The sequence below is a fragment of the Janthinobacterium sp. C22 genome, assembly GCF_057919405.1.
This window is the reverse complement of record NZ_CP193659.1, coordinates 756,067-770,724: the sequence shown is the minus strand read 5'-3', so window position 1 is coordinate 770,724 and position 14,658 is coordinate 756,067. Positions and strand designations below refer to the sequence as shown.

The window sequence follows — 14,658 nt, the reverse complement described above, 5'->3', positions numbered from 1 at the left end:
GCATGAGTGTAAAGCCAAGCGGGTCTTGCAGGCATGAAAGCTTGCGCATGTTTCATGCCTGCAGGTTATGGACTGCCGGTGAACGGTCAGCAATTACTTGGCGGGGGCCGTAAACGGTGCGCGCACGGTGACGCGGGGGCTTTCATTGCCGAGGCGGTCCACGGCGCTGACCACCACCGCATTGACTTTACCAACGGCGTCGTCGACCAGGGTCAGCTCGCCCTGCACGCCCGTGACCACGGTGAAACGCCAGTCTTCGCCGTAGCGGGCCCAGATGGCGTATTGCGCCACGGGTTTGCCGCCGCCCGACGTCAACTTGACGTTCAGGCTGGTGGAATCGCGGCGCAAAGCCAGCACGGGCGTGCCCGGTGCTTCCTTGCCCAGCCATGGCGTGGCGGGAATCAGGGCCGGGCTTTGATACACGCTCGCCTTGAGTTGCTCGCTGACACCTTTGCGGTTCTGCATCAGGGGCACCATGCTGAAATGCACTTGCCCATTCGCGCCGGGGCGCGTGCGCGTCACTTCGATCTGCTTGATGATCTCTTGCGGCGTGAAGGATTTGGCGGAATTGTCGATGCGGCTCGTGTACAGGCCTGGCCACACGTGGCGGCCGTACGGATTCTGCGCCAGCCAGTAGTCGAGCAGCACGCCAAACGCCTGCGGCGCCTGCGCCACGGGCCAGTACAGCTGCGGCGACAGGTAATCGAGCCAGCCCTTGGCCAGCCACAGTTCCGCATCCGCATACAATTTATCGTACTGGCTGAAGCCGACGATGCCGGCAGGGCGGCGGTCCGGGCGGCCGATGCCGAACGGGCTGATGCCGAAACGCACCCAGCTCTTTTCACGGTGGATGCCGGTATACAAGGCTTCGATCAGCTGGTTGACGTTCTGGCGGCGCCAGGAAGCGCGGTCCAGCTGGCCGCCGGCCAGCAGATATTGCTGCCAGGAAGGCTCATCGGGAAATGGCAGTTCGCGCTTGGCGCCGCCATTGCCCGCGTCCAGCGCGGCCGTTTCGGCTCCCGCACCGGCGCCAGGCGCGTCGATCGGATACGGATAAAAGTAGTCGTCGATGTGCACGCCATCGATATCGTAGCGGCGCACCACGTCCAGCACCACGTCCGTCGTATGCTTCGAGGCGGCCGCATCGCCCGGGTCCATCCACAGGTAGCGGCCGTATTGCTTGACGGACGCCGGGTTGGTGGACGCAAAACTGTCGCGCGCCAGCGGCGACTTGGCCGTCGCGTGGCGGGCCCGGTAGGGGTTGAACCAGGCGTGCAATTCCAGGCCGCGCGCATGCGCCTGCGCCACCCAGAAGGCCAGCGGGTCATACATGGGCAATGGCGGCTGGCCTTGCTTGCCCGTCAGGTATTCCGACCACGGTTCCAGCTGCGACGGGTAAATCGTGTCGGCACTGGGGCGCACCTGCAGCACAATCGCGTTCAGATTCAAGGACTTGGCGCGGTCGAGGATGGCGATGGCTTCGGCTTGCTGCTTGGCGACAGGCAAATTGTTGCGGCTAGGCCAGTCGATATTGGCCACCGTCGAGACCCAGGCGGCGCGGAATTCGCGCGGCGCCGGCGGCGGCACTTCGCCCGTGATGTGCTGCACGGGCGGCACGGCCGGCAAGCCCGCTTCGCCTGGCGTCACTGCAGAAGGCAGTTTGGTGCTGGTACAGCTGCTGAGCAATGTGGCGGTGGCCAGCGCGGCCAGCACGCCGGCCGTGGCGCCCAGGCGTTTTTTGAAAGTAGACAACAAAACAATTCCTTGCAGTGGTAAAGCGCAGGTCTATCGGTGCGGGCATTTTACTGTGCGCCCGCCATCCTTGCGGGCGCACGGTTCAAAAGAATCAGGCCTCGGCCTTCTTGCCGAATTCCGGGTCGATCTTGACCAGCGCGGCCATGATGAAAGCGGGAATGGTGGCGATGCACACCCAGATGAAGAAGTGCTGGTAACCAAGCATTTGCTGTATCCAGCCGCTGGCCATGCCCGGCAACATCATGCCCAGGGCCATGAAACCCGTGCAAATGGCGTAATGGGCCGTTTTATGCGCGCCATCGGAGACCATGATCATGTACAACATGTACGAGGCGAAACCGAAGCCATAGCCAAATTGCTCCAACGCAATACCACTGGCGATCACATAGATGTTGCTGGGCAAGGCGCTGGCCAGGTAGACGAAGACCAGGTCGGGCAAGTGGACGGACAGCACCATGATCCACAGGCAACGCTTCAAGCCGAAGCGGGAAATGATGAATCCGCCCAGCAAGCCGCCCAGGGTCAGGGCGATTACGCCGATGGTGCCGTAGACGAGACCCACCTGTTCCGTGCTCAGGCCCAGGCCACCCTTGACGATAGGGTCGAGCAGGAAGGGCGCGGCCAATTTGAGCAATTGCGCTTCGCCGAGGCGGAACAGCAGCAAGAAGCCAAGGATGACGAGAATATCCTTCTTCTTGAAGAAGGCCGCAAAGGTGGCGATGAACTCTTGCAGCGGAGAAATGCCGGCGCCCTGGATGCTGGGACGGTCGTCCTTCGGTTTCGGCAAGACAAAATAGTGATAGAGGAAGAGGGCGATGAACAGGCCCGCCAGGATCGCGAACACGACGGACCATGCCAGCTGCACATTGCCCGTCGCATGCGTCAGATAGCCGGCCAGATACACCAGGCCGCCCTGGCCGGCGATCATCGCCAGACGGTAAAACGTGCTGCGCACGCCGACGAAGGCCGCCTGCTGATGCTCTTCCAGGCCCAGCATATAAAAGCCGTCGGCGGCGATATCATGCGTGGCGGAACTAAAGGCCATCAGCCAGAAGATGGCCAGGCTGATCTGGAAGAAATGGGGCAGCGACGTCGTCAGGGCCACCAGCGCCAGCGCGGCGCCGATCACCAGTTGCAAGCCGACGATCCAGAAGCGCTTGGTGCGGTACATATCGATGAAGGGCGACCACAGGGGTTTGATAACCCACGGCAAGTACAGCCAGCTCGTGTACAGCGCGATATCCGTATTGGAAAAGCCGTAATTCTTGTACATGATCACGGACAAGGTCATGACCACTACATAGGGGATGCCCTGGCCGAAATACAGGGAAGGGATCCACAGCCACGGATTTTTCGCGCGCGCCGGGACGGGTTGTTTCACTAGCTCCATACATCCTTCTTTGTCTCCCAGACAGAAGAATGCCGCGCCATCGGATCACGCCGCCAGTGCCGCCCGCACACTGCCGCCCGCGCCGGCCAACAATGCCTGTGCCTGGTTTGTGTTGATTTTTTTGATCAAGGCAACAATCGCCACCTTGACGTGATAGTGGCATTGCTCCAGCACGGTCCTGGCCTGCACCTCGCTGGCGCCCGTGGCATGCATGGTCAGACGCACCGCCCGCCAGATCAGCTTGGCGTTGGTCGGCTTCAAGTCTACCATCAAGTTTCCGTAAGTTTTGTGCAAACCCACCATCAGGGCGCTGGAAATCGTGTTCAGGGTGATTTTTTGCGCCGTGCCCGCTTTCAGCCGTGTGCTGCCCGAAATGACTTCCGTGCCCGTGTCGAGCACGATGCCATATTGCGCCTCGTGCGCCACGGGGGCGTCCACATTGTTGGCGATGCCTATCGTCAAGGCACCGGCCTTGCGCGCGGCCAGCAGCGCGCCCAGCACATACGGCGTGGCGCCGGAGGCGGCCAGCAGGATCACGACGTCATTTTCTTGCGGCAACAAGGCCAGCACATCCCGCTCGCCTTGCTGTACATCATCTTCCGCCCCTTCGACGGCCGTGAACATGGCGCCCGGGCCGCCGGCCAGGATGGCGACGGCCCGCTCGGGCGGCCAGGAAAACGTGGGCGTCAATTCAACGCTGTCGAGCACGCCCAGACGGCCCGACGTGCCCGCGCCCACGTACAGCAAGCGTCCGCCGGCGGCGATGCGGGGCAGGGCGGCCGTGATGGCGGCCCCGATTTGCGGCGACGCCAGCCGCACAGCTTCGACGGCCCAGAACTGGTCATCGACCAGCGCCGCCACCAGTTGCTCCACCGGATACAGGTCCAGATCCGGATGCCGCCGGCTCGGGGTTTCAGTTTTCAACATGATTTCAGAACATGGTTGAAGGTGAAACCAGTTTAATACCAACGAGCAAGATCAACCATGAAAGGTTGGCGGGCGGGCATAACGGGAGTTTATGGCTGGCGCAGGAACCTGGTGTCCTACTTGTACTTCGATACGCTCCCGTTTATGTCTATACTTGGGTTCGACGCCCAAATTCACGACACGCCCCATGATCGCTCGCCAATTGCTGTTCCTGTTTAGCGCCCTTGGCGCCATCAACGGCATTTTCCTGGCCGTCTATTTTTTCAGCCGTCGGCCTCGCTGCCTGGCCGACTGCATGCTGGGTGCATTGCTGCTTGCCGTGGGGGTGCGCATCGCCAAATCCGCCTTCCTCTACTTCAACCCTGCGATCGCCATCGAATTCCGACAGCTGGGCCTGTCGGCTTGCCTGCTGATCGGTCCCTTGACCTATCTGTACGTGCGCTCTTTCCTGGCCGGACTCGCGCAACAGCCTGCCGGCCAACAATGGCGCTGGCATCTCGGCCTGTCCTTCCTGCTGATAGGCATAGGCGTTGCCTTTCCGTATTCCGCGTATCGTCCTGTGTGGGACCGTTCAAGTCATGCGATTCATCTGTTCTGGCTATGCTACCTGCTGGCGACCGCCAGCTTGCTCTGGCAAACCCGCCATGCATGGCTGAATGACGGACAGCGGATGGCGACCAGCAGCATGCTGATGCTGAGCGTCTTTGCGGGCAGCTGTGTCATGTTGGCCGCGTACGCGAGCACGCCGTTCACGTCGTATATTGTCGGCGCCTTGTCATTTACCTTCTCGCTGCATGTCGCGGTCATGGTCTTTCTGCTGAGAAAGGAAACCTCGACGCCTGCCGACCCGAAGCAGAAGTACCAGAACAGCCGCCTGACGCACGACGATGCGCTTGCCGTACTCGCTGCGCTGGAACAACAGATGAGTGGGCAGAAATCCTATCTGAATCCGAACCTGACCCTGGCCCAACTGGCCAAACGGGCGGGATGTACGCAGGCGCAGGTGTCGCAGGTGCTGAATGACAAGCTGAGCAAGAGCTTCACCACCTACGTCAACGAATACCGTATCGCCGAAGCGAAACAGGTCTTGGCCGACGAGCCGCAACTGAACATGGATACCGTTGCCGAGCGCTGCGGGTTCAATTCCAGTTCCACCTTCTACTCGACCTTCAAGAAAGTTGCTGGGCAGACTCCCGCCAGCTTCCGCGCCCAACCCAGCCAGGCGGCCACGGCCGTTTCCGCGTAAAACCGCTCCGGAATCGCCATTCCGGAGTCTGAAATCCTGTTTGGCGACATCAACTTCCCTGCATTTCGATAACTTATCGACCAGCAACGACCTGAAATAGTCGTTGCTCCGATAAACGCAGTTATTCACTCAGGGTAAAGTCATGATTCAGTTTTTATTGCGAACGGTACTCGCCTGTTGCTTGCTCGGCAGCGCCGCCGCCGGCACCGCCGCAACCGCCGACCAGGACGAAAATGCGATCCGGGAAACCGTGCGCTTGTATCTGCATGGCACCAGCTTCAACGTACAGGACGATATCAACCAGGCCTTCCATGCTACCGCCCGTCTTTATCTGGACGGCAAAAACGATACGGAATGGGAGCTCAGCGGTCCGGAATACGCCAAACTCTTTTCCCAAGAGAAAATAGGCCAATTCAATGGGCGTCACGGGCGGCTGATCAAGGTGGAGGTGAGCGGCAAGGTGGCCACCGCCAAGGCCGAGATCCACATTCCCCAGCAAGGGGTGCGTTATATGGATGTATTTCTTCTGAAAAAGATCGCCGGCAACTGGAAGATCATCAGCAAGTCGGCCGATCGCGAGCCAGCAGCCCCGCGCCATGCACGCAAGGTGTTGCTGGTCGTGTCGAATGTGCATCAATATCCCGGCACAAAAATTAACGCAGGCAATAATTTTCCCGAACTGGCCTATACCTACGATGCCTTTCGCAAAACAGGGTACGCGGTCGACTTCGTCAGTCCCGAGGGGGGCGCCATTCCCCTGGAAATGATCGTCACGTCGGACGAATTGCTCAAAAAACATCTGTACGACAGTGATTTCATGTGGGCACTGGCCCATACCAAGCCCGTCTCCGAGGTCAGGGCCGACGAGTATGCGGGCATGGCTTTCGTCGGCGGCGGCGCGGCCATCGTCGGCATCCCGGACAACAAGCCGCTGCAGGACATCGCTGTGCGGATCTACGAACAACAAGGCGGGGTGATTGCGGCCATCTGCCATGGCACCGAAGGCATCAAGAATGTGAAGCTCAGTGACGGTACTTTCCTGATCCAGGACAAGGTGCTCACGTCCTTCCCCGATGCGTATCTCAACAAGGAATCGCCGATATACAAGGCCTATCCGTTTTCGGCGGAAGCGAGCATCAAGCGCCATGGCGGCATCTTCAGGCACGGCGCCAACGGCAAGAGTCACGTCGAGGTCGATGGCCGGCTGGTGACCGGCATGAGCTGGGAGTCGTCCGTGGGCGTGGCCGAATCCATGATCCGCCTGATCCAGCAGTAATTCAGGCGGCTGAATTAAGGAGAACGGCGCATTTCCGCCACGAAGTCGTAGTGGTCGCTGCGGCAATACGAATGCGTCAGTTCCACCGCCTCGCCCGTTTCCAGGTAGGCGATGCGCGTGATGAACAGCACGGCCTGGCCATCGGGGATGCCCAGCTGCTTGGCCAGCACGTCCGTCGCATTCATGGCGCGGATGTGCTGCAAGGCGCGCACGGGCGCCTTCTTGATGCTGCTCAAGTATTCATACAGCGAATCGCCCATGGCATCCGGGTCCGGCACCACGCTGAAGGGCAGCACGCTCACTTCATACGCCATCACCACGTCGTCGGCCAAGCGCAGGCGCTCCAGGCGCGCCACTTTCGTGTTCTGCGCCAGGCCCAGGCTCAGCTGCTCGTCGCTGCTGGCGATGACGACTTCACGCTTGAGCCAGCGCGAGCCGGGGCGGTAGCCGCGCTGCTGCAGCTGCTCGGAAAAGCTCGACAGGTTCGACAGCGGCTGCTCGATGCGCGGGGCAATATAGTTGCCCGAACCGCGGCGGCGCACGACGAGACCTTGCTCGACGAGCTGGTCGATGGCCTTGCGGGCAGTCACGCGCGATACGTCGAGCAGTTCGGACAGGGTACGTTCAGATGGCAGGGCCTGGTCTACCTGGTAGCGGCCGTTGCGTACGTCATCGCTCAGCTTGCGGGCGATCTGCATATATAAAGGCGAATTGTCATTTAAATCGACCTTGAGTTCTACGCTGGTCTGGCTCATACAGTTCTCCTTGTCCTCCTAGTGTAATAGCGATGGCGCTTGCGCGTAGCCCGTCCACCCATGAATAAATGGAAAATGGGCATAAATAACGGTTATACACTTAAAAAAACAATGTTTTACCGTACGTATAGCTTTGCATTATAGACAAATAAGCAATTTTCATTAGCCTTGGAAACGATCCCGCCCTATGCTGGCGGCGCATCCACACATGGTATGAGAATATGAAAAAGCGAATCACGGGTTTGCTCGGCTTGCTGCTGCTGGGCGGTATCTGGCCGGCAATGGCCGCACCACCCGGCAGCGCCAGCGCACCCGTCGCCGGCCCGCAACAGCGCGCGCTCGATGCGGCCCTGGCCGCCATCGTCGACGATGCGGCCCACCCGCTGGCCAGCCTGTCCGTGCTGGCCATTCGCAATGGTAAGGTGTCGTATCAGCAACAATTTGGCTACCGGCACATAGTCGCCACGCCGGCGGACAGCTTGCCCGTGACGCCGGCCACCCTGTTCCGCATCGCTTCCGTCTCGAAGATGATGACGACCCTGGGCTTGATGCGGCTGGTCGAACAGGGCAAGCTGAGCCTGGACCAGGACGTGGGCATCTACCTGGGTTTTTCCCTGCGCAACCCGCATTTCCCCCAGCGGCCCGTGACCTTGCGCAGCTTGCTCAGCCACACGTCCTCGCTGCGCGACGCAGGCGGCTATGCCTGGGGCCCCGAACGCAGCCTGCGCGACGTGTTTACGGCCGGCGGCGACGCGATGTGGGATTCCAGCGCGGCGCCCGGCCGCTACTTTACGTATTCCAACCTGAACTGGGGTGTGATCGGCACCGTGATGGAACAAGTCACGGGCGAGCGCTTCGACTTGCTGATGCGGCGCCTGCTGCTCGATCCCCTCGACGTGCGCGGCGGCTACAACCCGGCCACCTTCTCCCCGGAAGAGGTCGCCAATACGGCCACCCTGTACCGCAAGCGCACGCTGGAGACGGAGGTGTGGCAGCCGCACGGGCCATGGATCGCCCAGGCCGACGATTTTGATCAGCGCCCGCCGGCCGGCATCGCGCGTTATGTAATCGGCAGCAACGCCACCGTCTTCAGCCCCACGGGCGGCTTGCGCATTTCCGCCGCCGGACTGGGCACCGTCATGCGGATGCTGCTCGATGGCGGCCGCTACCAGAATACGCAGCTATTGCAGCCGGCCAGCATCGCCTTGATGTTTGGCCGGCAATGGCAGCTGGCACCCGATGGCGGCAATGGCAACAGCGAACGGGGCCTGTACCGCGCCTGGGGCCTGGGAAATCAGCAGTTCGATGCCGTGGCGGGGCAGGGCAACGGCCTGGTCGAGGGCGCCAGTTTTCATGCGATCGGCCATTTAGGCGACGCGTATGGCCTCGTCTCTGCCTTCGTGCTCGATTTCAAGCACAAGAATGGCATGGTGATGCTGGTGGGCGGCACGGGCAGCGATCCCGCACAGTATCCGGGCGCCTATTCCGCCATGGGGCGCAGCGAGGAATTGATCCTCACCACCTTGTACCGTGGTGCGATTGGCAATAATGAATAACTTGCACAAAAACAGTGCATTCCTGAAAGTTATGGCTGCACCATGATGTTTCATTGGCTCACGTGATGGCCAGCCTCTAAGCTCTCATCGAATGCTCCCGCACCATGGGAGCGCAACGCAGCGAGGCAACATGCAGCAACAAGTCATCATCATCGGCGGCGGCGTCGTCGGTCTGACATCGGCCTGGTGGCTGGCCGAGGCCGGCTACAAGGTCACCTTACTCGAACGCAATGAACAGGTGGCAATCGCCGCCAGCTACCGCAATGGCGGCCAGCTCAGCTATCGCTATGTGGCGCCCCTGGCGGACGCGGGCGTACCCTTCAAAGCCCTGCAATGGCTGCTGCAGAAAGATGGTCCGCTGCGCTTCCGTCCCGAGGCCGACTGGCGCCAATGGCGCTGGCTGGCCAGTTTTTTGCGCAATTGCAATGCTGCCAGCAATGCCCGCACGACGGCCAAGCTGCTGCAACTGGGCGAATGGAGCCGCGCCGGCATGGCGCAGCTGGAGTTGGCGGTGCCGCCCGAGGCGTATGCCTGGCGCGATGCGGGCAAACTCATCGTCTACCGCTCGCCCGCCATCTTCCAGCGGGCCGTGGCGCGGCCGGAATCGGAAGAGGCGCGCATCGTGCTGTCGCCGCAGGAAGCCGTGCAGCGCGAACCGGCGCTGGCCGCCTTGCAGGGCGTGCTGGCGGGCGGCATCTTTACGGAAGGAGAAGCGGTGGCCGATTGCCACGCCTTTTGCCTGGCGCTGGAAGCGCGATTGCTGCAGCACCCGAACTGCTCGCTCATCTTGAAAGGCGAGGCGCGCCGCCTCGTCGCGCACAAGGGCCGGATCACGGGCGTCGACACCAGCCTGGGCCTGTTGCAGGCAGATCACTATGTGCTGGCGGCCGGCATCCAGAGCCGCGACCTGGCCGCCACGGCGGGCGTCTACCTGCCCCTTTATCCGCTGAAAGGCTACAGCCTGACGGCGCCCATCCGCGCACAGCACCGGGCGCCCGAGATCAGCATCACGGATTTCGAGCGCAAGGTGCTGTATGCGCGCATAGGCGGCGACCTGCGCGTGGCCGCCATGGTCGACATGGTGGGCGCCGACAACAGCATCGATTGGAACCGCATCGCCGGCCTGACGCGGCTGGCGCGCGAAGCCATGCCGCACGGCGCCGATTACGACCAGGCCACGGCCTGGGCCGGCCTGCGCCCCGCCACGCCGAACAGCGCGCCGCTGGTGGGCGCCAGCAAAGTTGCGAACTTGTGGCTCAACGTGGGCCATGGCCCGCTGGGCTTTACCTTTGCCGCCGGCACGGCGCGCATCCTGGCCGATCTCATGGCCGGCAAGGCGCCGCCGTTCGCGCTGGACTTCCTCAGTCCGAAAAAATAGCTGGCCAAGGCGGCGCGCACGCGCTGCTGCCGATATGGCGGATAATTGCGGAACTTTCCTGTTCCCTCTTTTCTGTTGCATATCGTCAGCGCATGCCCACACCTTCGAAATTGTCTGCCTGCCCCTGTGGCGGCGCCTCCTACGCCAGCTGCTGCGGCCCGTATATCGCGGGCGACGCCTTGCCGTCCACGGCCGAAGCCCTGATGCGTTCGCGCTACACGGCGTTCACCTTGCGCGACGAGCCCTACCTGCGCGCCACCTGGCATGCCAGCACCCGTCCCGCCGACGCCTTGTTTGCCGAAGAAGAAAAAGTCCACTGGCTGGGACTTGAGGTAAAATCTGCTTTACGTTTACGTCAACGTAAAGCAGAATCAGCAGATCAAGCCGAAGAGATACAGCGCGACACCGTCGAATTCGTGGCCCGCTACAAGGTCAACGGCCGCGCGCACCGCCTGCATGAGGTGAGCCGCTTCGTGCGCGAGGCGGGCGAGGGCGGTGGCGCCCTGCGCTGGTTTTATCTCGACGGCAGTTTTCCCGAATAGCGCGACCCGAGAGACCGGGCGATCATAAAAAGGAACCGCAATGCCGCATATCGAAAGCAAACTCAATCCGCGCAGTGAAGATTTCAAGGCCAATGCCGCGGCCATGCAAGCCATCGTCGACGATTTGCGCGACAAGGTGGAAAAGATCGCGGCCGGCGGCGGCGAGGCGGCCGCCGCCAAGCACCTGGCGCGCGGCAAACTGCTGCCGCGCGACCGCGTGCAGATGCTGCTCGATCCCGGCACGCCCTTCCTCGAGTTTTCCCAGATGGCGGCCTACGCCATGTACCAGGACGCCAAGGGCGTCGACGCGGCGCCCGCCGCCGGCATCATCACCGGTATCGGCAGGGTCTCCGGCCAGGAATGCGTCATCGTCTGCAACGACGCCACCGTCAAGGGCGGCACCTATTACCCGATGACGGTGAAAAAGCATTTGCGCGCCCAGGAAATCGCCGACCAGAACAACCTGCCCTGCATCTACCTGGTCGACTCGGGCGGCGCCAACCTGCCGAACCAGGACGACGTCTTCCCCGACCGCGACCATTTCGGCCGCATCTTCTATAACCAGGCGAATTTATCGGCCAAGGGCATTCCGCAAATCGCCGTCGTGATGGGCTCTTGCACGGCGGGCGGCGCCTACGTGCCGGCCATGAGCGACGAGTCGATCATCGTCAAGGAGCAGGGCACGATTTTCCTCGGCGGCCCGCCGCTGGTGAAGGCTGCCACGGGCGAAGTGGTGACGGCCGAAGACCTGGGCGGCGGCGACGTGCACACGCGCCTGTCCGGCGTGGTCGACCACCTGGCGCAGAACGATTTGCACGCGCTGTCGCTGGCGCGCACCATCGTCTCGAACCTGAATCGTACAAAACCGCAGCAGATGGCGCTGCGCGAGTCGGTCGAGCCGAAATACCCGACACAGGAACTGTATGGCGTAATCCCCGTCGATACGCGCAAGCCCTTCGACGTGCGCGAGGTGATCGCGCGCATCGTCGACGGCAGCGATTTCGACGAATTCAAGGCCCGCTACGGCACCACCCTGATCTGCGGCTTCGCGCACATCTATGGCGTCAAGGTCGGCATCATCGCCAATAACGGCATCCTGTTTTCCGAATCGGCCTTGAAAGGCACGCATTTCATCGAATTGTGCTGCCAGCGCAAGATCCCGCTGGTCTTCCTGCAAAACATCACGGGCTTCATGGTGGGCCGCAAATACGAAAACGAGGGCATCGCCCGCAATGGCGCCAAGATGGTGACGGCCGTGGCGACGGCGGCCGTGCCGAAATTCACGGTGATCATCGGCGGCAGCTTCGGCGCCGGCAATTACGGCATGTGCGGCCGCGCGTTTTCGCCCCGTTTCATGTGGATGTGGCCCAATGCGCGCATTTCCGTCATGGGCGGCGACCAGGCCGCTTCCGTGCTGGCGACCGTCAAGCGCGACGGCATCGAGGGCAAGGGCGGCGCATGGAGCGCGGAAGAGGAAGCGGCCTTCAAGCAGCCGATCAAGGATCAATACGAACACCAGGGCCACCCGTATTACGCCACCGCACGCCTGTGGGACGATGGCGTGATCGACCCGGCCGACACCCGCATGGTGCTGGGCCTGGGCCTGTCGGCCGCCTTGAACGCGGAAATCCCGGACACGAAGTTCGGCGTATTCCGCATGTAAGCGGCATTCAGGGAGAAGAGAATGGAATTTGAAACCTTAAAGCTGGTCATCGAAGGCAACGTCGCCACCGTGACCCTGAACCGCCCCGATGTGCGCAATGCCTTCAACGAGACGACGATTGCCGAACTGGCGCGCGCCTTCGAGGGGCTGGGACGCAGCGACATGGTGCGCGCCATCGTGCTGGCCGCGAATGGCGCCGCCTTTTGCGCCGGCGCGGACTTGAACTGGATGAAGAAAATGGCAGGCTATACGCATGCCGAAAACCAGGCCGACGCGCTGCAGCTGGCGCAGATGCTGCGCACGATTTACCTGTGTCCGAAACCCGTGGTGGCGAAGATCCAGGGCGACTGCTATGCGGGCGGCATGGGCCTCGTCGCCGCATGCGATATCATTCTGGTTGCGGAAGACGTGCATTTCTGCCTGAGCGAAGTGCGGCTGGGACTGATCCCGGCCACTATTTCACCGTATGTCATCAAGGCCATGGGCGAAAACGCGGCACGCCGCTATTTCCTGACGGCGGAGCGATTCTCCGCCCAGGAAGCGCTGCGCATCGGCTTTGCCCACGAGGTAGTCGAGGCAAGCGCGCTGGACGCGAAAACGGCCGAGGTGCTGAAAGCGCTGACGGGCAACAGCCCGCACGCCGTGGCGCAAGCGAAAACGCTGGTGCGCGAGATCGCCGGCCAGCCGGTCGACGACGCGCTGCTGGCGGACACCGCCGAGCGCATCGCGCAGATCCGCGCCTCGGAGCAGGGGCGCGAAGGCGTGCAATCCTTCCTCGACAAGCGCAAGCCGGGTTGGCTCATGGGCTAGTGCATGGATTAAGAAAATCATTGGAGCAGTTTTGAAAGCAGAAAAACAATCGGGCTGGGTCGAACGCAGTCTGCGCAGCGTGTGGCATCCGTGCACGCAAATGCAGCACCACGAGACTGTACCGCTCATCCCCGTCAGCCACGGCCGCGGCGCCTGGCTGTATGACCACGAAGGACGACGCTACCTGGACGCCATCAGCTCCTGGTGGGTGAACCTGTTCGGCCACGCCAATCCGCGCATCAATGCGGAACTGAAGGATCAATTGGACCGGCTGGAACACGCGATGCTGGCCGGTTTTACGCATGAACCGGTGATCGAACTGTCGGAAAAGCTCTCCGCCTTGACGGGCGGCGTGCTTGGTCACAGCTTTTACGCGTCCGATGGCGCCTCGGCCGTGGAAATCGCCCTGAAAATGAGTTTTCACGCCTGGCGCAACAGCGGCAAGAGCGAAAAACAGGAATTCGTGTGCCTGAAAGGCAGCTACCACGGCGAAACCATCGGCGCGCTGGCCGTCACGGACGTGGCCCTGTTCAAGGATGCCTACGGCCCCCTGCTGCGTGCCTCGCAGACGGTGATGTCGCCCGACTTCCGCCAGGCAGCCGAAAACGAATCGGCGCAAGACGTGGCGCGCCGCGCGGCCGCCGACGTGGAACGGCTGTTCCAGGAAAAGTCCGAAAAAATCGCCGCCATCATCATCGAGCCGCTGGTGCAATGCGCTACCGGCATGGCCATGCACGACCCGCTGTACCTGTCGCTGGTGCGCGCCCTGTGCGACCGCTATCAGGTCCATTTGATCCTCGACGAGATCGCCGTCGGCTGCGGGCGTACGGGCACCTTCTTTGCGTGCGAGCAGGCCGGCATCTGGCCCGATTTCGTCTGCCTGTCGAAGGGCATCAGCGGCGGCTATTTGCCCCTGTCCCTCGTGATGACGCGCGAAGACATCTATCAAGCGTTCTACAGCACCGACGTGCGCCGCGGCTTCCTGCATTCGCACTCGTACACGGGAAACCCGCTGGCCTGCCGCGCGGCGCTGGCGACCCTGTCGATTTTCGAGGAAGACGACGTGCTGGCGGCCAACCGCGCACGCGCCGAAAAAATCACACACGCCCTGGCGCCGCTGGCGCGGCATGACAAAGTCAGACACTTCCGCCAGCAGGGCATGATCTGGGCCTTCGATGCGGTGAACTCTGCGCCCGACTTTTCGCGCCGCTTCTTCAGCACGGCGCTGGAACACGAACTGCTGATGCGCCCCATCGGTTCCACCGTCTACCTGATGCCGCCCTACATTCTCGACGACGCCGAAATCGCGGGCCTGGGCCAACAGACGCTGGCCGTCTTCAACAAAGTGATCGGCGCCTGA

12 protein-coding genes are annotated in these 14,658 nt (G+C 62.1%); 8 read left to right on the top strand and 4 right to left on the bottom strand.

Going from position 1 to position 14,658, the window contains the following annotated elements; translation table 11 throughout:
- Nucleotides 1-93: 93 nt before the first annotated feature.
- The 3 genes from ACRHIG_RS03505 to ACRHIG_RS03495 all read right to left on the bottom strand — a co-directional run bounded on the left by ACRHIG_RS03505 (nt 94) and on the right by ACRHIG_RS03495 (nt 4,072).
- A complete protein-coding gene (locus ACRHIG_RS03505) occupies nt 94-1,755 on the bottom strand; it encodes a glycoside hydrolase family 10-like protein (protein ID WP_489629386.1) in 1,662 nt (553 codons plus the stop codon).
- A 91-nt stretch (nt 1,756-1,846) separates the two neighbouring features.
- Nucleotides 1,847-3,145: an MFS transporter gene (locus ACRHIG_RS03500; RefSeq protein WP_475417200.1), complete on the bottom strand. Its 1,299-nt coding sequence runs from the start codon at nt 3,143-3,145 to the stop codon at nt 1,847-1,849.
- Between the two features lie 45 nt (nt 3,146-3,190).
- Complete coding sequence (locus tag ACRHIG_RS03495) at nt 3,191-4,072, bottom strand: N-acetylmuramic acid 6-phosphate etherase (protein ID WP_489629385.1); 882 nt, start codon at nt 4,070-4,072, stop codon at nt 3,191-3,193.
- Nucleotides 4,073-4,259: 187 nt separating this feature from the next.
- On the opposite strand from ACRHIG_RS03495, the gene ACRHIG_RS03490 reads away from it, so the two are divergent.
- Nucleotides 4,260-5,318, top strand: coding sequence for a helix-turn-helix transcriptional regulator (locus tag ACRHIG_RS03490; protein WP_489629384.1), 1,059 nt, complete (start codon nt 4,260-4,262; stop codon nt 5,316-5,318).
- 142 nt (nt 5,319-5,460) lie between these two features.
- The gene (locus ACRHIG_RS03485) at nt 5,461-6,594 is read left to right on the top strand and encodes a nuclear transport factor 2 family protein (protein ID WP_489629383.1); all 1,134 of its coding nucleotides are present in this window, start codon (nt 5,461-5,463) and stop codon (nt 6,592-6,594) included.
- Between the two features lie 14 nt (nt 6,595-6,608).
- On the opposite strand, the gene ACRHIG_RS03480 is transcribed toward ACRHIG_RS03485, so the two are convergent.
- A complete protein-coding gene (locus tag ACRHIG_RS03480; protein WP_489629382.1) occupies nt 6,609-7,349 on the bottom strand; it encodes a GntR family transcriptional regulator in 741 nt (246 codons plus the stop codon).
- 221 nt (nt 7,350-7,570) lie between these two features.
- Between ACRHIG_RS03480 and ACRHIG_RS03475 the strand changes: the two genes are divergently transcribed.
- The 6 genes from ACRHIG_RS03475 (at nt 7,571) to bioA (ending at nt 14,658) form a co-directional block, all read left to right on the top strand.
- Nucleotides 7,571-8,905, top strand: a complete 1,335-nt coding sequence (locus ACRHIG_RS03475) for a serine hydrolase domain-containing protein (RefSeq protein ID WP_489629381.1) — start codon at nt 7,571-7,573, stop codon at nt 8,903-8,905.
- A 91-nt stretch (nt 8,906-8,996) separates the two neighbouring features.
- A complete protein-coding gene (locus ACRHIG_RS03470; protein WP_489629380.1) occupies nt 8,997-10,283 on the top strand; it encodes a D-amino acid dehydrogenase in 1,287 nt (428 codons plus the stop codon).
- 92 nt (nt 10,284-10,375) lie between these two features.
- A complete protein-coding gene (locus ACRHIG_RS03465) occupies nt 10,376-10,825 on the top strand; it encodes a YchJ family protein (protein ID WP_489629379.1) in 450 nt (149 codons plus the stop codon).
- A gap of 40 nt (nt 10,826-10,865) precedes the next feature.
- Entirely contained in the window at nt 10,866-12,488 is a 1,623-nt protein-coding gene (locus ACRHIG_RS03460; protein ID WP_489629378.1) for a carboxyl transferase domain-containing protein, read from the top strand.
- Nucleotides 12,489-12,509: 21 nt separating this feature from the next.
- Nucleotides 12,510-13,298, top strand: a complete 789-nt coding sequence (locus ACRHIG_RS03455) for an enoyl-CoA hydratase/isomerase family protein (RefSeq protein WP_076564571.1) — start codon at nt 12,510-12,512, stop codon at nt 13,296-13,298.
- 31 nt (nt 13,299-13,329) lie between these two features.
- On the top strand, nt 13,330-14,658 hold the full coding sequence (gene bioA / locus ACRHIG_RS03450; RefSeq protein WP_489629377.1) for an adenosylmethionine--8-amino-7-oxononanoate transaminase: 1,329 nt from the start codon (nt 13,330-13,332) through the stop codon (nt 14,656-14,658).